The organism is Halioglobus sp. D3-4 (assembly GCF_055809315.1).
In genome coordinates this window covers 5064912-5083381 of sequence record NZ_CM147907.1, presented here as the reverse complement: position 1 = coordinate 5083381, position 18470 = coordinate 5064912, and the positions used below count along the sequence as shown (strand labels likewise).

Below are 18470 nucleotides of genomic sequence, written 5' to 3'. Positions count from 1 at the left end.
ATCCTCCAGCGCTCACTGATGGACAGCCGGTACACGCACCGCAACGCCCTGTACAACGTGGGCACTGCCGAGGCGAGCCTCGCTGCCATCGAGGTGCACATCCACTTCAAAAATCGCTGCGTCAAAACTGCGGGCACTGGATGCGTTCTTCTCACTCTCCCGCACAGGGAAGCCCCGCCACAGCAACGGGTCCTGCCGTGTAATGCGAATATCTAGCATGTATCCCTCTAAATTCTGTGCCGAGGCAGGTACAGGCAGGCTGCTTCTATCGCATGGCGGTGCCTCGTCTCCTAGCAGACAGGTGGTACTGCCCACAGTATCCTGCAGTGAAAAGTTGTCCCGCTGCAGAGAGAGTTCCGTCGCAATGGCCTGCGCCTGGTAGAGGGCCTCTTCCTTGAACTGATCATTGCCTGCCATGCGCAGCTGTAGCGTTCCCGACTGCAGTACTGTTGCGGCGACGATTGAAAGCAACAACATAAACAACAGTGCCAGCAGTGCTACCGCGCCGCGACTTGGCAGTCTGTGGGAGAATCTAAGGGACGGCTTTGAGCTGCGCATGGATCATCCCAGAGGTGTCAGTTGGTTTCGAAGGACAACCGTCGAACTAATCACTCTACGCATATAGGCATCATGCGCGGCGGGCTGTATTGTTTGGCCAAGGTGGTAATCTCGGTCATCTGAATAACCGGACAACTGCCCAATACTGCGCAACAGCAAGTGAACTTGCACCACCACGGCATTTTCCAGCTGTGCTGTCGTAGGCGCCGGAACATATTGATTGGGAGCACCATCAGAATCGGTATCGATACCGAATTCAAGCTGAAGATTCTCCACTCCCTCCACCAGGCATCGCGTGGTCATTTCATTACCGGCGAGCGCTTCCATACACAAGCTGGGAAGGTTGTCGCTGCTTTCACTGGAATAGGCCCTGATGAAGAAGACACGTGTTATCGCCTCCCAATACGCCAGTGACGGCAGCGCCCTGGAAGCATCGCGCAAATCCAGGGGCCGCAGTTGTTCCCAATCAGGCACAGATCCATACAGCAGCCGAAGATACCAACTCTCCACCGTAGAGGATGTCAGCGCCGGAGCAGGAATCCCACGCAGCAGGCTCGCCTCGGCAGCGGTACGCTTTATCGCGATCACGTCTGTGTTGTGCACTATCGCTGCACCGTCCAGGCAAGTAAACTCGATACCGTGCTGTGACAACGGTGGTATCTGACCTGCGTAATCGTTTACCAAATCCAGCGTAATGGACCTGTCCAGTGCCCAGTTGTCCGTGCTGCAATCGGCGGCCACAGCCGCAGGAGTGATGCTCAATGCAGCGGGAAGGCCGGCATAGAATCCGGCCATGGCTAACTCTCGCGACAGTATACGCATCGCATATCGGCCGTTTTCCTGCATGCGTGCCATCTCTTCCTCATAGTAGTAATTGCGCTTGGCGACCAGATAAGCACTGACCATGCCGGCACTCAGAAGCAATCCCAGCAGCAGCGAAACCAACAGTTCTACCAGTGTCAGGCCCTGCGAAATGATCGGCCTGCTCGACGAGCTCTCCCGATATCGCATTACGGCATCGCCAGCACCGTCGAGACGGTCAGTTGGTGACGTTGTGGCAACTCACGCGATTGCTCCTCCTCTTGGTATTGCTGCTGCTCTTCCAGGTTGATGTCACAGTTGGTTTCTACTGGCGGCGAGACTGTCAGCAGACCTCGCCAGCTGAGAGTCACCGCCACCGTAGAACCGCTTCCGGTGATACAGGCACGCGGTGTCAGAAGGCCGCCTGCATAACCTGCTGTGTCCTGCTCTGCGTGCCCCAATAACATGGCTTCCCACTGCCAGAGATCAAAGGCTGCCAATTGCTGCGCAGAACAAGCCATCACGATGCAATCGACATCCGGCATGGGTAGACGGTTGGCCTCGTCGCCAATACCTGAGACCCGATAAGCCGCCACCTGCTCCGGATTGGCACTGATACGTTCAAGAATGTCCCGCACCATCGCCGTGGCAATAGAGCGCTGGCTCGCTTCGAACACAGCTTTCTTTCCCACCAGCTGCGCCGACAGGAGGGACATCATGCCGACAGAAAAAATCAACAGCGCGATAAGAAACTCCGTCATTCCTACGCCGCGACTGGTGTTACACCTTCCCTCACCGGTAAAACCGGCCGAGCTGGTATCCGAACAAAAATCTGTCAGGCAGTTGGACATTCACCCCATCCCTCTGCCAGGCGCGCCCGACCAACGATGTTCATTACAATGCTGAGAGGAGAGACGGCGAAATAAGGTGGGGCGCAAAACAAAAACGTACGTGGACTGTGTGACGAGCCGTTGGGGAGATAGTTGATAAGTCTCGATGCATCACGGGTGCCAGTGCGATTCGTCAACTGGTAGCCCGGTGGCAAACCGCTGAATATCTGCAGCACTTCATCCAGACCCGCATCTACCACGTTATCCCTGCCTGCATTGGTGAATACAATCCACCCCGAAGCATAGATACCTGAACATTGCGCTACGCCTGTCTCCGCCATCGCAGAGGGACAGATACTCACGGGCTGGTTTCTCATTACAGCTTCACTGCGCGCCAGGTTTATGGCGCCCAGAAACCGACTGGTCTCGGACTGAAGACGACTCGTGGCCAACTGCCCCCGCATCATCGGCAGACCGACTGACAGCAGTGCGGCGAGCACGACCAGCACTATCATCATCTCTATCAATGTAAAACCCTTGGCAGGGCCACGCAGCGACGTCCTGTCCACAGCTTTTCTCCTTGCTGAGACAAGCTTAGAAAACGTCGATCAATACGCCAAGAAGATGGCCGAATATGCCAGAAGGTGGACGCCTATTGGTGAATCAAAGGCGGGAATAATAACGCGTAGCGACTAGATATTCTTAGCGGCGATACGCAATTCGCGCGGCAGCGAGAACGTGATGTTCTCGGGACGGCCTTCAAGTTCAACAGCCTCGCCGGCACCCAGAGCACATAAACCGTCGAGCACCTCTTGCACCAGTACCTCCGGCGCCGAGGCACCGGCAGTTACGCCAATGCGCGATTTGCCCGTCAACCACTCGGGATCGATATCCTCCGCGCCATCGAGGAGATAGGCCTCAGCCCCCATTCTCTCAGCCAGTTCGCGCAAGCGGTTGGAATTGGAACTGTTGGGAGAACCGACAACCAGCATCAGGTCACAGTCGGCGGCAAGTTTTTTCACAGCATCCTGGCGGTTCTGTGTGGCATAGCAAATATCGTCTTTGCGCGGCCCTTCTATATTGGGATAGCGCGCCCGCAGGGTATCAATCACTTTCGCCGTATCATCCATCGAAAGCGTCGTCTGCGTGACGTAGGAGAGGTTATCCGGGTCTTTTACTTCCAGCATTGAGGCCTGTTCGTCATCCTCAACCAGGTAGATATCGCCACCGGCCTTGCGATCGTACTGCCCCATGGTACCCTCCACCTCGGGATGGCCACGATGCCCGATCAGCACACACTCACGCCCTTGCATGCTATAGCCCGCCACTTCCACGTGCACCTTTGTCACCAACGGACAGGTGGCGTCGAAGACCTTCAGCGAGCGCTCTCCCGCCTCCCGACGCACCGCCTGTGACACCCCGTGCGCACTGAAGATCACGATACAGTTATCGGGTACTTCATCGAGATCATCCACAAAAATGGCACCGCGTGCGCGTAAATCCTCAACCACAAACTTGTTATGAACCACTTCATGGCGCACATAAATCGGCGCACCGAACACTTCGAGTGCGCGGTTTACTATATCTATCGCTCGATCAACCCCGGCACAAAAACCACGGGGATTTGCCAATCGAATTTCCATTCCCAAACAGTTCTCCTGCTGCGCCATTAAAGGGCCGGGGCCCCGCACCCTATGCTCACGGTTAATGCAGTTCCGCGGGTTCTACACGGTGAACCAGAACATCGAATAGAATTGTACGCCCGGACAAGGGATGATTGAAATCCACCGTCACCTCGTCTTCATCGAACGCAATTATCATTCCCGGTAATTCTCCGCCGCTGGCATCCGCGAAAGAAAACACCAAACCCACTTCCAGTTCCACATCGTCCTCAAACTCATCACGCGGCAAGTACTGAACATTGTTGTCATTGGGCTGACCGAAGGCATTCTCGGGCTCAACAACAAACATCTGGCGCTCACCGGGAGACATGCCGAACAGCAGACGCTCAAAACCGGGGAGCAAGCTGCCATCACCGATAACAAAGTTCACTGAATCTCCACCGAAATTGCTATCGACCTCCGATCCATCTTCCAGGCTGACAGAAAAATTCAGAAATACGCGGGTGCCCTCACTGACAGGTACCGTAGTCATTAAGTGTCATCCCTTCCAGCGACAGCCGGCCTGTCGCGATGTATGAAATTGTCCAGCAGCATCAATACCGCTCCCACTGAAATTGCCGAGTCTGCAATATTGAACGTCGGAAAATAATGATTCTCATAGTGCACCGAGATGAAGTCCACGACATAACCGAGCGCGACACGATCCCACAAATTGCCCAGCGCACCGCCCAGAATCAGCCCCAGGCTCAGAGCCAGCAACCGCTGCTCGCGAGGTATTACTGTCAGCCAGATCGCCAGTGCGATACTGATAACGCCTGCCAACACCGAAAAAAAGTAGCGCTGCCAGCCGCCGGCATCACTCAAGAAACTGAAGGCCGCGCCTTCGTTGTGATGCAGCGTCAGATCAAACCACCAGAACACCCGTACGGGTTGCGCATACTGGAGGCTACTGGAGGCCAGCGCCTTGGTATACTGGTCCAAAAGAACAACCACCGCGGCCAGTACAAACCAGGGGAGTGCCCGTATTCCATTACGCAAAACGACGTCTCTCCCCGTCACCATCGACATTCTCTATGCAGCGATCGCACAGCGTCGGATGCGCTGTGCTGGCTCCGACAGAAGGACTGCGATGCCAGCACCTGTCACACTTCTCGGCGTCAGCCACGGAAATCTGTAACTGCAGTCCGGCAATATCCGTACTGAGTGCGTCTCCCCCGGCAGCCTCCAGCGGCATCACAGTCGCTGCGGACGTTATCAATACAAAGCGCAACTCGTCTTCCAACGCGAGCAGCGTGTCCTGAAGTTCCGGGGCGCAGTACAGCACGACTGTCGCATCGAGTGAACCGCGCAGCACACCTGCGGCGCGCTGTGCCTCCATCGCCTTGTTGACGGCCGTTCGCACTTCCATCACGCGCTGCCAGAAGCTGCGCCCCATGGCATCGTCAGATGTCAGGCTCTGCAGCCCGTCGTACCACTGCTCCAGCATCACAGACGCGCCGCGCTCACCCGGCAGGTTTTCCCATATCTCCTCGGACGTATAGCTCAGGATGGGGGCTACCCAGCGCACCAGTGCCTCGCCGATGTGGTACATCGCTGTTTGCGCTGAACGCCTGGCCGCACTGTCGGCCTGCGTGGTGTACTGCCTGTCCTTGATCACGTCCAGGTAAAAGCCGCCCAGATCGATGGCACAGAAATTATGCAGCTTCTGGTAGATCTGGTGAAAATTAAAGCCGCGATAGGCCTCAATCACGTCCACCTGCAACTGCGCTGCGCGATCTACCGCCCAGCGATCCAGCGGCAGCATCTCGGCGAAATTCAGTGCATCAGCGGGATTAAAACCATTCAGGTTGGAGAGCAGAAAGCGCGCGGTATTGCGAATCCTGCGGTAGGAATCCGCAGTACGACTAAAAATTTCATCACTGACTGTCAGCTCGCCACGGTAATCTGTGGCGGCAACCCATAGGCGCAGGATGTCGGCACCGAGTTCCCCCATGACTTTCTTCGCCGGGATGATATTGCCCAGTGATTTGGACATTTTCCGCCCGTCGCCATCCACGGTAAACCCGTGGGTCAACACCGTTTTATAGGGCGCGACACCATTAATCGCGATGCTGGTCAGCAGAGAGGACTGAAACCAGCCTCGGTGCTGATCCGAGCCTTCGAGGTACAGATCTGCCGGGAACTGCAATTCCTCGCGTTCCTGTAACACGCAGGCATGGGTGACACCGGAATCGAACCAGACGTCGAGGGTATCGGTTACTTTGTCGTAATCACCGGACTCATCACCCAGCAATTCCGTTTTATCGAGATCAAACCAGGCATCGACCCCGCTTTGCTCCATAAGCTGTGCGACCTGCTCCATCAGTTGCGCAGTGCGCGGATGCAGTTCGCCTGTCTCGCGGTGAATAAACAGCGCGATAGGTACACCCCAGGTACGCTGGCGTGATATACACCAGTCGGGCCGCTGCCCAAGCATCGAATCGATACGCGCACGACCCCACTCTGGCAGCCACTGCACGCCCTCAACGGCCGACAGCGCGCTTTCCAACAAGCCGTTCTGATGCATACTCACGAACCACTGCGGCGTGGCGCGGAATATGATCGGGGTCTTGTGCCGCCAGCAGTGTGGGTAGGAGTGCTCGTAGTCTTCACTGTGCAATAGCACCCCCCTATCCTGCAGCAGCGCGATCACATTTTCATTAGCTTTGAGCACGTGCTGTCCGGCAAAAAACTCGGTCTCAGGCAGGTAGACACCATTGGCACCCACGGGGTTGTAAACCTCCAGCTGGTACTTCTGGCCCACCACGAAGTCGTCCTGCCCGTGCGCCGGAGCCGTATGCACCGCACCGGTACCAGCTTCAGTGGTGACATGGTCACCGAGGATGACCGGCACGTGTCGATCCAGAAAACAGTGCTGTAGCAGCTGGTGCTCGAGCGCTCCACCCTTGCATTGCCCCAGCACATTGAGTGAGTCCAACCCAAAGCGGGCGACGCAACTCTCAGCCAGTTCCTGCGCCACCAATAGCGCCCGGCCCTGCCCTTCGATCAGCACATAGTCGAGTTCCGGATTCAAGCTCACCGCCATATTGGCAGGTAGTGTCCACGGGGTTGTGGTCCAGATGGGAACGGCAATCTCTCCTGCGTAATTCGAACCGCAGGCGGCGTTAAACGCTTCGGGTGAGACCGCAACAAAAGCGACATCGATGGCAGGTGATCGCTTGTCCTGATATTCCACCTCAGCTTCCGCCAGCGCTGAACCGCAATCTGTACACCAGTGCACCGGCTTGAAACCTTTGTGCAGGTGACCGTTTTCCACGATCCGCGACAGCGCCCGGACGATATCGGCCTCAAATTTGAAATCCATCGTGAGGTAGGGGCGCGACCAATCGCCGATCACCCCCATGCGCATAAAATCGTCGCGCTGACCATCAATCTGGCGCGCAGCATACTCGCGACACTTTTGCCGGAACTCAGTCGGGGTGACCTTGCCACCAGGCTTCCCCACTTTCTTTTCGACATTGAGTTCAATGGGCAGGCCGTGACAATCCCAACCGGGTACGTAGGGCGCGTCAAAGCCATCGAGAGTGCGAGATTTGACAATCACATCCTTCAGAATTTTGTTAACCGCATGCCCCACGTGTAAATCACCGTTCGCGTAGGGTGGGCCATCATGCAGAATAAACTTGGGACGGCCGGCACAGGCTTTGCGGATTTGCTCGTACAAACCCATATCCTGCCACTGCTTGAGGCGCTGCGGTTCACGCTGTGCCAGACTGGCTTTCATCGGGAAGGCCGTCACAGGCAGGTTCAATGTGTCTTTGTAGTTACTCATAGCTTTTAAATCGAGTTTCAGGTCTGGTCAAACCAGGCCCGAGTCTTCGTTATATCCCTCGCAATGTTTTCCTGCAGTTCCTGCACGGAACCAAACTTGATCTCATCCCGCAACTTACTGCGAAACGTTACTTCAATATACCGGCCATAGAGATCGACATCGCGATCGAGCAAATGCACCTCCAGATTGGCCTTGATACTGTCATTCACTGTGGGTCGCACGCCCACATTTGCGACGCCGCGCGCTTTGTCCAAGCCGCCGCCACTGACCTCCACGGCGTAGACCCCGGACAGAGGCGCTCGCAGCCGCCGCAGTTCCAGATTAGCCGTGGGTGTGCCAATGGTAGTGCCCAACTGCCTACCGTAAATCACCCGCCCGGAGATACTGTAGGGGCGACCAAGCAATGCCTGGGCAGTCTCAAAATCGGCGTTTTCCAGCGCCTCGCGGATACGCGTACTGCTGACCCGCTCACCGTCTATTGCAAATGTCGGAGTGGAACCGGCTTCAAAACCGAACCGCTGGCCGCGCTCCCGCACCAGTTCTATATCCCCCTGTCGATCTGCTCCGAAGCGAAAATCATCGCCCAGCATCACGTAACGCACGCCCAGCCCCGCGACAAAGATATCGTCTACAAACCGCTGTGCCGACATGCCACGAAATTGCTCGTTAAAGCGGATTCGCAGTAGGCGATCCACACCGAGCGCATCCAGTGCGCGGCATTTCTCCCAAAAACTCATAATTCTGGCCGGAGCCTTCAGTGGCGCAAAAAACTCTCGCGGCAGCGGCTCAAATACAATAATGAGCGAGGGCAGATCAAACTCAGCCGACTTTTCGAGCAGCCGACGGATAACCGCCTGGTGGCCGAGGTGCACACCATCAAACGCACCGATTGTGGCTACACAACCGTGATGTCTGGGCCGCAGATTATGCAGGCCTCGAATCAATTCCATGAGGTATGATAGACCGATCAGACCAAACGCTGCAGTATAACGAACTTGCGCTACATAACCTACGTTTTGCGCATCTTCCTGTGCCGGGATATACAACCGGACTGGGCTGTTTAATTAACCGGTGGCGCGCGCAGGTGGGACATTCGGGTACCCAGCAGCCCGTGAGCGCCGAAGTAAACAGCAACCCCTGCAGAGCAGAGCAGCAACAACTCCCCAATACGACGCTGCCATTGCCATTCCAGCCAGATGCCAGCCTCCGGCATCAGCCAAAGCACAACACCAACCATGCAGGCACAGGCCAGCAGCAAACGCCTCAGGTACACTGCCCATCCCGGTTGAAACCGGTAGAAACCGCGTCGCATCAGGCCCCGCAACAGCAGCCCGGCGTTGAGCATTGCCGCCAGACTGGTCGCCAGCGCAAGCCCCACATGACCGATATTCCACAGATACATCAGGGGAAATGCCAGCAGCAGGTTCAAAATCATATTGGCGACCATAGCCGCTATTCCGATCTTTACCGGGGTGGCCGTATCCTTGCGTGCATAGAACCCGGGCGCTAGTATTTTCACCAACATAAACGCGACCAGGCCCAGGCTATATGCCTGCAAACTAAGGGCTGACATGGCAACATCGCTGGCTGTCAGCTCACCGTACTGAAAAAGCGTGATCAGGATAGGTTGCGCCAGCAGCATCAGTGCCAGTGCCGAGGGTACGCCGATCAGTAGAACCCAGCGCAGTGCCCAGTCCAGCGTGTGACTGAACTGCGTTTCACGCGCCGCCGCCCGATGGGCTGACAAGTTTGGCAGGATGACTGTCGCGATGGCGATACCAAAGATGCCCAGAGGCAGTTCCGCCAGGCGATCGGAGTAATATAGCCAAGACACGCTGCCGGTGGGCAGGAATGACGCGAGCACGGTATCCAACAGCAAATTTATCTGGCTAACAGAAACGCCGAACAGTGCCGGGACCATAAGTTTGAGGATTCTCCGGACGCCTTCATCCTTGGTATCCCAGCGGGGACGCGGCACCAGTTGCAAGCGGTACAGCGACGGGAACTGAAACAACAGTTGGATCACACCCGCAAATAGCACCCCCCAGGCCAACGCAAATACCGGCTCGTCAAACCACGGCGCTGCTACCAGGGCAGAAAAAATCAGCGAAATATTCAGAAATACCGGCGTAAACGCCGGCACGGCAAAGCGCCCATAGCTGTTGAGTATTGCGCCACAGAACCCCGTCATGGAAATCAGCATCAAGTACGGGAATGTGATTCGGATCATTTCTGCCGTCAGGGTAAACTTTTCGGGCTGGCTGACGAACCCCGGTGCAAATATCATTGTGATAACCGGCGCTGCCAGCATCGAGAGGGCGGTAACAAATAATAATGTCCCGCCAAGAACGCCGGCCACACGGTCAATTAATCCTTTTACCGCGACTTGGCTCCCCTGTTCCTTGTAATCCGCCAGCACCGGGATGAAAGCCTGTGAAAATGCACCCTCAGCAAACAGCCGACGCAGAAAATTGGGAATCTTGAAGGCGACAAAGAAAGCATCTGCGTTGGCGCTGGCACCCACAAACGCGGCTACCGCCACATCGCGCGCCAATCCCAGCACCCGCGATGTCATCGTCATGCTGCCGACCAGCACGCTGGAACGCAGCAGGCCGGGTGACTTTCGGGTAGGGGTGCTCTCGTTACTGTCAGTCATGTGCGATCAAGCGCCGGCAGGCCTCAGCTCCAGCGCTCGCGCAGGGCCGGGCCGTTAATCTGCAGCCACTGCAACGCGATCAGCGTGTGTCCATTGGGTATCCTGTCTTCGGCTAGCATCTGCAACGCTGTGGCGCGAGAAATCGAATGTACCAGGATATCCTCTCCCTCTTCTGGCAAACCACGCAGTTGTCCAATCGCAGCCTTGCTCACCCTGCCACAATACAGTCGAACCTGCTCGGTGCAGGCGCCTGCGCTGGGAAAAACTGTCGCGATTGGGACGAGTTCAGAAAACTCACATTCCGCCTCTTCCATAGCCTCGCGGTGGACCACCTCTTCATCAGCCTCACCCTCTTCCACCACACCGGCTATCAGTTCCAGCATCCACGGGCTGTCGTCACCGCGCAGGGCACCAGGGCGAAACTGTTCAATCATTACGAGGCTGTCCGTGTTCGGGTCATAGGGCAGCACCGCCACAGCATCACCGCGGTCGAAAATCTCGCGCATCATGGGTTCACTCCAGCCCCCTGCGAACCGTCGGTGCTGCAGGGTTAATCGGCGCATGGAGTAGTGACCGGACCAGACCGTCTGATCTTCGAGCACACGCACATCCCGCGCACCAAACTGTAATTCAAGCGGTTTCAAAAGCGCCCGCCGGTGTACCAATTCACATCGCGCGCATGCTTGTCCACCTGATCGGCCACGTCGAGAATCAGCGCGAACAATGCCATACGTACCAGCAGACCGTTGTCAGTCTGGCGGAAAATTGCCAGATTCGGATTGTCATTCAGATCGTCGTCCAGTTCCCGGGCATTGGCGCGCGAGTCCCGCGGCAGCGGGTGCATGATCACCGTGTTTGGCTCACAGTTATGGGTGTAGATACTCTGGTTCAGACGGAATCGACCGCGGTACAAATCAGCCTCTTCCGGGGAACTGAAACGCTCTTCCTGGAGGCGCGTGGAATAGACGATATCAACATGCGAGATGCTCTCTTCCAGCTTGTCGGACTCGACCACCTTATGCCCGGTGCTGCGCAGGCTTTCGACGATCTCCGACGGCATTCTCAGTGCCTCGGGTGACACCAGCACAACCTGGACGCCACGAAAGCAACACAGGAGCTTACAGAGCGAGTGCACGGTTCGACCATGACGCAGATCGCCCACCATAGCAATGCGCAACTGGTCGATGCTGCGTCCACTGGCGGCTAACTCGCTGCGAATAGTGTACAAATCAAGCAGCGCCTGGCTGGGGTGCTCGTTACTACCGTCGCCCCCGTTAATCACGGGCACACGGCTGGCCGCGGCGAACTCGTTGACCGAGCCGACATCCGGATGCCGCATCGCGATAACATCGGAGTAACCGCTAAGCACCCTGGCGGTATCGTAGAGCGATTCACCCTTGGCTATCGCAGAATTCTCGAACCCGGTAGTCTCGCGAACCTCACCCCCAAGCAGGTTAAAGGCGCTGCCAAAACTGACGCGTGTGCGCGTGCTGGGCTCGAAGAACATCGCCCCCAGAATAGCGCCATTAAGCACCTCGGTTACGCGCTTACGCTGCGCATAGGGCATCATTCGATCAGCAACGGAGAATATCCGTTCAACATCTTCCCGTTCAAACTGGGAAACTGAGAGGATATGGCTGCCGGCAAACTGCACGCTGGTTCTCCTGTGCTGACAAGGTGTGGCACGAATTTAGCGCCGTATAGTATAAGGGCGACACGGGGCTCTGCCCATGTGCGTAATACCAAAGAAACTGGCTGCGCTCAGGCCAGCAGGGTGTCGGAATACTCCAGTAACTGTTCCAGCAGTACCAGTTTCTCAGGCGCGAGTTCCCCGCTTTCAGTGAGCGCCTCAATATCAGCCTGAAACTCTTCCATGCAGTACCCGGCACCAAACCCGGGTTCGGTGAGGCGTGCAAAACGGTACTCTTCCCAGTTCGCCCGCTCTTCGAGTGAGAGGCTATCCGGATAGTTACGCGCTCTGTAGCGGAACAGCATCTCGGGCAGGCGCTGGTCCTCAAAAACGGGTTTTTCCACAGCGAGTTGCTCGGGGGTCTGCGCACGCAGCCGCTCCATCACACGCTTATCAGCCTCGGAGAAAAATCCGCCACTGTACAACATCAGATCCGGGTCGCTGGGTGTGTCAAATTTACGCCCGGTGTAGACAGCCTGCACCTTGGCTGCAAACTCTGCCCCGGCTTTTTCACGGTGACTGCGCAGCGCATCGAGGTGTCTGCGGCACTGCTCGCCGCTGATACCGAGGCGCTGCGCGGTGGCCGGGTCGGCCATTTTGGGGGTCAGCAATACCGGGCAGCGATTAATATGAACTGACTTGAAACCCAGCCGTTCAGTACCCTCGGGCAGATCCTCTGTGCGCATATACAGCAATGACTGCAGCTCTTCAGCCGGCAAGTCGAATAGCGGCTGAGGATCCGCGCTCAGGTCGAAACAGATTATTTCATTGCGGTTCTGCGGGTGAATCGCCAGCGGAACCACCAGTGCGATATTGTGGCGACTGGCTCCGAACATGCCTGACACATGCAGCACGGGCTTCATCCCCGCTATATCCAGTTGCGCCATCACCGTGCGTTTGTCACGAGACTTCAGCACATACTCGTATAATTTGGGTTGCCGATCCCGAATCAGCCGCGCCAAGGCGATAGTGGCGTGCACATCGGACAGTGCATCATGAGCAGCGGCATGACTTATGCCATTGGCGCGGGTAAGGTCTTCCAGACGAAAGCTTGGCAGGCCGTCCTCGCGCTGCGGCCATTCGATACCTTCGGGGCGCAGCGCCTTGGCGGTGCGTACCATATCAATGATATCCCAGCGCGAGTTACCGTTTTGCCACTCGCGTGCATACGGATCAAAAAAGTTGCGGTAGAGGGTGTGGCGGGTGACCTCATCATCAAAGCGCAGCGAGTTGTAACCAACCCCGCATGTTCCCGGCACCGACAACTCGTCGTGAATGCGGGCGATGAACTCGCACTCTGGCAGACCTTCGGCCAGCGCCTTCTGCGGCGTAATACCTGTTACCAGACAGGCCTGTGGGTGAGGCAAAAAATCATTGGCCGGGCGACAGTAGATGACCAGCGGCTCGCCAATAATATTCAAATCGGCATCGGTGCGCACCCCGGCAAACTGCACTGGCCGGTCGCGCGCGGGGTTGGCACCGAAAGTTTCGTAATCGTGCCAATAGAAGGTTTCAGACAACGTCTATAGCCTGCTCGGCAATCTTCGCCTGCCAGATCTTCGGCCCAATCTCATGGACAGAAGTACCATTGGCGTCCACTGCAACACTCACAGGCATGTCTTTCACCTCAAATTCGTAAATCGCCTCCATCCCCATCTCGGGAAAGGCGACGACACGGGCGGAGGTTATCGCCTTGGACACCAGATACGCAGCGCCGCCAACGGCCATCAGATACACCGCGCGGTGCTTCTTGATGGCCTCAACACCCATCGGTCCGCGCTCGGCTTTGCCGATCATGCCTAGCAGGCCGGTGTGCTCGAGAATGAAGTCAGTGAACTTGTCCATGCGGGTAGCGGTCGTCGGGCCGGCGGGGCCCATAACCTCATCGCGTACCGGATCGACCGGACCCACGTAGTAGATAAACCGCCCTTTCAGATCCACCTCGGCGGGCAGCCCCTCGCCGCTCTCGATCAGCTCTTTCATCTTCTTGTGTGCGGCATCGCGCCCGGTCAGCATTTTGCCCGACAGCAACAGTGTATCGCCCGGCTGCCACTGCGCCGCCTCCTCCCGGGTTATGGTATCCAGATTGACACGGCGCACATTCTCACCGACTTCCCAGGTGATGTCGGGCCAATCGTTGATGTCGGGAGGCGTCTGCAGGGCGGGACCGGAACCGTCGAGTACAAAGTGTGCATGCCGGGTTGCGGCACAATTGGGAATCATGGCTACGGGCAGCGAGGCTGCATGTGTGGGGTAATCCTTTATTTTGACGTCCATCACAGTGGTGAGGCCGCCCAGCCCCTGTGCGCCGATGCCGAGCTTGTTGACCGCTTCCATAATCTCCAGGCGGAGTTCCTCCACCCGATTTGACGGGCCTCTCGCGCGCAACTCATGGATATCGATCGGGTCCATCAACGACTCTTTCGCCAGCACCGCAGCTTTTTCCGCGGTGCCGCCGATGCCGATGCCCAGCATACCGGGCGGACACCACCCCGCACCCATGGTGGGGACGGTCTTCACAACCCAGTCGACAATGCTGTCGGAGGGGTTGAGCATCGCCAGTTTGGACTTGTTCTCGGAACCGCCACCCTTGGCGGCGACCTGCACATCCACGATATCGCCCTTAACCACCTCCATATGAATCACCGCCGGAGTATTGTCCTTGGTATTTTTGCGCGCACCTGCCGGGTCGTCCAGAATCGACGCACGCAATACGTTATCCGGATGTGTGTAGGCGCGGCGCACGCCCTCATTCACCATATCCGCCACCGACAACTCGGCGTCCCACTGTACGTCCATACCTATTTTAAGAAACACTGTCACGATACCGGTGTCCTGACAGATGGGGCGATGCCCCTGCGCGCACATCCGCGAGTTGATCAGAATCTGAGCCATGGCATCGCGAGCCGCGGGATTCTGCTCCCGCTTATAGGCTTCGTGTACCGCTTTTACAAAATCCAGAGGGTGGTAATAAGAGATAAACTGCAGGGCATCGGCCACGCTATCGATGAAGTCGTCCTGTCGAATAACGGTCATGGTATTTGTCCTTGTCGTGCGAAGATAAGAAAGGGCGCGTCATCATACACCCCCGATGGTTTACAGCAGACATCGAAACCGGCCTGCCGCGTTATGCGTCAGCCCTCACTGTGCGGTCGACTGCGCCCGAATGGCAGTCTGCATCTGGCTCAGGCTGGTATTCACCTGTTTGCGGAAGGTGTTGATGGATGCTACCCACTCCTCGTTACTGACCACCCGTCGCTCCAGTTTGGCCAGCGCAAGATTGATCTGGTTCAGGTTATCCGCCACGCGCTCCACTTCCGCCTGATTGGTTTTGGCGCTGCTGATCAGGCGCTCGAGGTCGCCCTCGATTTTCTTCAAGTCGGCGATATCAGCTTTCAGACCGGCAATATCACCGGTGGCTGACTTCAATTGAGACTGGGTGCCAGTGAGCGTACCCTGCACGCCCTTGACGCTTTTGTCCTGACTGGCACTGGCTGTCTCCAGTTTCTCCAGACGCGCACTGGCATCTTTCCAAACATTGTCCCAAAGCTTGCGTACCTCGCTTTCCAGTTCTTTGATCTTGACGGCCTGCAGCTGGGCGTTTTGGTTCATGCCTTCATCGGTATCGGACAGCCTGGCCTCGAGATCACCGATGCGCTTGGCGTAATCTGCTATCTGGCCGTTCGCCTCGGACAACTGGGCCTGCAGTTGCCACGCCCACCATCCCACGGCAACCACAGCTAACAGGGATATTACGATGCACAACCAGGCCAGTGCACCCGTGCCACCGCCACCGGGCTTCTGCGGTGCCGCGGGGCGATTGCCCTCGCCCTTGCCTGCCCGCACCCGACTCTCTCCTGGCGCGGGCTGACCGTCACGGGTAGCAACAATAGAGGGTATGTAGTCGAGATCATCGTGCGACATGAAAGAAATACGCTGCGTATAGAGAAGAGACGATTATACATATCGCCTCCCGGATCGGAACAAAAAAAGCCGGGGAATCCCCGGCTTTCAGTGCGAAACGCCCCGCCTACAGAAAAGCGAGCAGCGCCCACAACACAGCAGTCAGACCAATACTACAGTGGATAACACCCTTTACACTGGTCATGGGACCAGTCTTGCCGAACAGCGCATTGGCTTCGAGCAGTATGATGATAGCCAGACAGGCATAAAGGCCAGCGCCACCGGCTCCACTGATAGCCAGGTGCTTGGAACCCAGCATACCGAACAACATCGGAGCCGAAAGCAGGGTATTGGTACGCGAGGCCAAACCGGCTTTTGCCGCACTGGAGGGGCCGTCACCCTCTTTTAAGCCGAGAACGACCTGTTGTTTTGGCCATATGATCAGCCAGACGTTGAGGAACATAAATGTGCCAGCCAGAGCGCCTATCGTAATCAGCGGCATGCCCATAAAGTTAGTGGTGGCCCCTATCAGGTGCAGCAGAACAAGGCCTGTGAGGAATGTAAACATCGCCCCCCAACGGAACCACCAGAGCGCTCTGGGGGCCAGCTTTTTCATTGCATCAGCCTTTGCTCCGGCTTCCGCCTCTTTGAAGTACTCAGTTTGTACAAAGTTGAAATAGTAAAGCATCCCTATCCAGACGATACCGAACAGGACATGCGCCCATCTGAAAATGAAGTCGAGAATCATAATTTTATCCTTTGTTGTTAAATGACCTGCAAGCATTGTACATAAAAAACCATCGCTTCACCCTGCAAATCGAATCCTTGAGCGCCCTGTCTTGGGGCAAAAAAAACCCCACCATTTGGTGGGGTTTTAGGTCTACCTGACGTTTGGACTTACATCATACCGCCCATGCCGCCCATGCCGCCCATGCCGCCCATGCCGCCCATATCAGGCATACCGCCGCCTGCAGCGCCAGCACCGTCGGACTCTTCGACCGCATCGCAGATCATCACCTCAGTGGTAATCATCAAACCAGCGACAGAACCAGCCGCCTGCAGTGCAGTACGAGTGACTTTGGCGGGATCCAGAATACCCATCTTGATCATATCGCCGTACTCGCCGGTGGCAGCGTTGTAGCCGTAGTTGCCTTTGCCGTCGTTTTTCACCTTGTCAAGCACGACCGAGCCTTCATCACCGGCATTTTCAACGATCTGGCGCAGAGGTCCTTCCATCGCGCGCAGTGCGGCATTGATACCGTGTGTCTGGTCTTCGTTGTCGCCCTTCAGGCCTTCGATTTCAAGCAGAGCGCGAACCAGCGCAACACCGCCACCGGCGACAACGCCTTCCTCGACAGCAGCACGAGTCGCGTGCAGCGCATCTTCAACACGTGCCTTCTTCTCTTTCATCTCAATCTCAGTGGCAGCTCCCACCTTGATGACAGCAACACCGCCAGCCAATTTGGCCACGCGTTCCTGCAACTTCTCGCGATCGTAATCGGAAGAAGTATTCTCGATCTGAGTACGAATTTCGTTGACGCGGGCAGTGATAGCATCCGGATCACCAGCGCCATCAATGATGGTGCTGTTATCCTTGTCCATGGTGACACGTTTGGCGCTGCCGAGGTGCTCCAGAGTCGCAGATTCCAGATCCAGGCCAACTTCTTCGGAAATCACGGTACCACCGCTGAGGATAGCGATATCCTGCAGCATAGCCTTACGACGGTCACCGAATCCAGGTGCCTTACACGCAGTCACTTTTACGATGCCGCGCAGGTTGTTAACAACCAGCGTAGCCAGTGCTTCACCTTCAACGTCTTCAGCAATAATTACCAGCGGACGTGAAGACTTGGCTACCTGCTCCAGCAGGGGCAGCAATTCGCGAATATTGGAGATTTTCTTTTCAACCAGCAGGATGAACGGATCGTCGATATTGACACTCATGCTTTCCTGGTCGTTGATGAAGTAGGGAGACAGGTAGCCGCGATCAAACTGCATACCTTCGACCACATCCAGCTCATTTTCCAGCCCGGAACCTTCCTCTACTGTGATAACACCTTCCTTACCGACCTTTTCCATTGCTTCGGCAATGATCTGACCCACGGCTACATCGCTGTTTGCCGAAATTGAGCCGACCTGAGCGATGGCCTTACCGTCTTCACAGGGGATTGCTGCGGCAGAAATTTTCTCTACTGCGGCGGCAATGGCCTTATCGATTCCACGCTTTAGGTCCATCGGGTTCATGCCCGCTGCAACAGATTTGAGGCCTTCGTTGACAATAGCCTGTGCCAGCACAGTGGCCGTTGTAGTACCGTCACCTGCGACATCGGAGGCCTGGGAAGCAACTTCCTTGACCATCTGTGCGCCCATGTTTTCAATCTTGTCCTTCAGTTGTATTTCCTTTGCTACGGAAACACCGTCCTTGGTTACCGTGGGGGCACCGAAGGACTTGTCCAGAACAACGTTACGACCCTTGGGCCCGAGAGTTGCCTTGACTGCATCAGCCAGTGTGTTCACGCCTTTCAGCATGCGCTGGCGAGCGCTATTACCGAAGATTACGTCTTTTGCCATGATGAAA

General features: G+C 56.5%; 17 protein-coding genes. All 17 read right to left on the bottom strand.

Annotation, left to right across the window (positions count from 1 at the left end; all coding sequences use genetic code 11):
- Positions 1 to 12 precede the first annotated feature (12 nt).
- Positions 13 to 558 carry a PilX N-terminal domain-containing pilus assembly protein gene (locus AC0L6S_RS22440; RefSeq protein ID WP_473426342.1) on the bottom strand — a complete coding sequence of 182 codons (546 nt, stop codon included), beginning with the start codon at positions 556 to 558 and terminating at the stop codon, positions 13 to 15.
- Positions 559 to 561: 3 nt separating this feature from the next.
- Positions 562 to 1569 (bottom strand): PilW family protein, encoded by a 1008-nt coding sequence (locus AC0L6S_RS22435; protein WP_473426341.1) that lies wholly within the window; start codon positions 1567 to 1569, stop codon positions 562 to 564.
- Complete coding sequence (gene pilV, locus AC0L6S_RS22430) at positions 1569 to 2210, bottom strand: type IV pilus modification protein PilV (RefSeq protein WP_473426340.1); 642 nt, start codon at positions 2208 to 2210, stop codon at positions 1569 to 1571. Before pilV ends, AC0L6S_RS22435 begins: the two co-directional genes overlap by 1 nt.
- Complete coding sequence (locus AC0L6S_RS22425) at positions 2195 to 2758, bottom strand: GspH/FimT family pseudopilin (RefSeq protein WP_473426339.1); 564 nt, start codon at positions 2756 to 2758, stop codon at positions 2195 to 2197. Before AC0L6S_RS22425 ends, pilV begins: the two co-directional genes overlap by 16 nt.
- Positions 2759 to 2881: 123 nt before the next feature.
- Positions 2882 to 3832, bottom strand: coding sequence for a 4-hydroxy-3-methylbut-2-enyl diphosphate reductase (gene ispH / locus AC0L6S_RS22420; RefSeq protein WP_473426338.1), 951 nt, complete (start codon positions 3830 to 3832; stop codon positions 2882 to 2884).
- A gap of 61 nt (positions 3833 to 3893) precedes the next feature.
- Positions 3894 to 4343, bottom strand: a complete 450-nt coding sequence (locus AC0L6S_RS22415) for an FKBP-type peptidyl-prolyl cis-trans isomerase (protein WP_473426337.1) — start codon at positions 4341 to 4343, stop codon at positions 3894 to 3896.
- The gene (gene lspA, locus AC0L6S_RS22410) at positions 4343 to 4849 is read right to left on the bottom strand and encodes a signal peptidase II (RefSeq protein ID WP_473426335.1); all 507 of its coding nucleotides are present in this window, start codon (positions 4847 to 4849) and stop codon (positions 4343 to 4345) included. The genes AC0L6S_RS22415 and lspA overlap by 1 nt, the downstream gene beginning before the upstream one ends.
- Positions 4842 to 7643: an isoleucine--tRNA ligase gene (gene ileS / locus AC0L6S_RS22405; protein ID WP_473426334.1), complete on the bottom strand. Its 2802-nt coding sequence runs from the start codon at positions 7641 to 7643 to the stop codon at positions 4842 to 4844. Before ileS ends, lspA begins: the two co-directional genes overlap by 8 nt.
- A gap of 17 nt (positions 7644 to 7660) precedes the next feature.
- A complete protein-coding gene (gene ribF / locus AC0L6S_RS22400; protein WP_473426333.1) occupies positions 7661 to 8593 on the bottom strand; it encodes a bifunctional riboflavin kinase/FAD synthetase in 933 nt (310 codons plus the stop codon).
- Between the two features lie 110 nt (positions 8594 to 8703).
- Entirely contained in the window at positions 8704 to 10299 is a 1596-nt protein-coding gene (murJ, locus tag AC0L6S_RS22395; RefSeq protein WP_473426332.1) for a murein biosynthesis integral membrane protein MurJ, read from the bottom strand.
- A gap of 23 nt (positions 10300 to 10322) precedes the next feature.
- A complete protein-coding gene (locus AC0L6S_RS22390; RefSeq protein WP_473426331.1) occupies positions 10323 to 10943 on the bottom strand; it encodes an NUDIX domain-containing protein in 621 nt (206 codons plus the stop codon).
- Positions 10940 to 11953: an aspartate carbamoyltransferase gene (locus AC0L6S_RS22385; protein ID WP_473426330.1), complete on the bottom strand. Its 1014-nt coding sequence runs from the start codon at positions 11951 to 11953 to the stop codon at positions 10940 to 10942. Before AC0L6S_RS22385 ends, AC0L6S_RS22390 begins: the two co-directional genes overlap by 4 nt.
- Positions 11954 to 12060: 107 nt before the next feature.
- Entirely contained in the window at positions 12061 to 13509 is a 1449-nt protein-coding gene (gene sbcB, locus AC0L6S_RS22380) for an exodeoxyribonuclease I (RefSeq protein WP_473426329.1), read from the bottom strand.
- On the bottom strand, positions 13502 to 15025 hold the full coding sequence (locus AC0L6S_RS22375) for a fumarate hydratase (RefSeq protein ID WP_473426328.1): 1524 nt from the start codon (positions 15023 to 15025) through the stop codon (positions 13502 to 13504). The genes sbcB and AC0L6S_RS22375 overlap by 8 nt, the downstream gene beginning before the upstream one ends.
- A gap of 105 nt (positions 15026 to 15130) precedes the next feature.
- Complete coding sequence (locus tag AC0L6S_RS22370; protein ID WP_473426327.1) at positions 15131 to 15913, bottom strand: hypothetical protein; 783 nt, start codon at positions 15911 to 15913, stop codon at positions 15131 to 15133.
- A gap of 106 nt (positions 15914 to 16019) precedes the next feature.
- A complete protein-coding gene (locus AC0L6S_RS22365; RefSeq protein ID WP_473426325.1) occupies positions 16020 to 16640 on the bottom strand; it encodes a urate hydroxylase PuuD in 621 nt (206 codons plus the stop codon).
- 149 nt (positions 16641 to 16789) lie between these two features.
- The gene (gene groL, locus AC0L6S_RS22360) at positions 16790 to 18463 is read right to left on the bottom strand and encodes a chaperonin GroEL (RefSeq protein WP_473426324.1); all 1674 of its coding nucleotides are present in this window, start codon (positions 18461 to 18463) and stop codon (positions 16790 to 16792) included.
- Positions 18464 to 18470 lie beyond the last annotated feature (7 nt).

What these genes read in the sequence shown, in the direction of transcription:
- AC0L6S_RS22440 (WP_473426342.1), bottom strand. Translation starts at nt 558, where the DNA reads ATGCGCAGCTCAAAGCCGTCCCTTAGATTCTCCCACAGACTGCCAAGT.
- AC0L6S_RS22435 (WP_473426341.1), bottom strand. Translation starts at nt 1,569, where the DNA reads ATGCGATATCGGGAGAGCTCGTCGAGCAGGCCGATCATTTCGCAGGGC.
- pilV (WP_473426340.1), bottom strand. Translation starts at nt 2,210, where the DNA reads ATGTCCAACTGCCTGACAGATTTTTGTTCGGATACCAGCTCGGCCGGT.
- ispH (WP_473426338.1), bottom strand. Translation starts at nt 3,832, where the DNA reads ATGGAAATTCGATTGGCAAATCCCCGTGGTTTTTGTGCCGGGGTTGAT.
- AC0L6S_RS22415 (WP_473426337.1), bottom strand. Translation starts at nt 4,343, where the DNA reads ATGACTACGGTACCTGTCAGTGAGGGCACCCGCGTATTTCTGAATTTT.
- ileS (WP_473426334.1), bottom strand. Translation starts at nt 7,643, where the DNA reads ATGAGTAACTACAAAGACACATTGAACCTGCCTGTGACGGCCTTCCCG.
- ribF (WP_473426333.1), bottom strand. Translation starts at nt 8,593, where the DNA reads ATGGAATTGATTCGAGGCCTGCATAATCTGCGGCCCAGACATCACGGT.
- murJ (WP_473426332.1), bottom strand. Translation starts at nt 10,299, where the DNA reads ATGACTGACAGTAACGAGAGCACCCCTACCCGAAAGTCACCCGGCCTG.
- AC0L6S_RS22375 (WP_473426328.1), bottom strand. Translation starts at nt 15,025, where the DNA reads ATGACCGTTATTCGACAGGACGACTTCATCGATAGCGTGGCCGATGCC.
- AC0L6S_RS22370 (WP_473426327.1), bottom strand. Translation starts at nt 15,913, where the DNA reads ATGTCGCACGATGATCTCGACTACATACCCTCTATTGTTGCTACCCGT.
- AC0L6S_RS22365 (WP_473426325.1), bottom strand. Translation starts at nt 16,640, where the DNA reads ATGATTCTCGACTTCATTTTCAGATGGGCGCATGTCCTGTTCGGTATC.
- groL (WP_473426324.1), bottom strand. Translation starts at nt 18,463, where the DNA reads ATGGCAAAAGACGTAATCTTCGGTAATAGCGCTCGCCAGCGCATGCTG.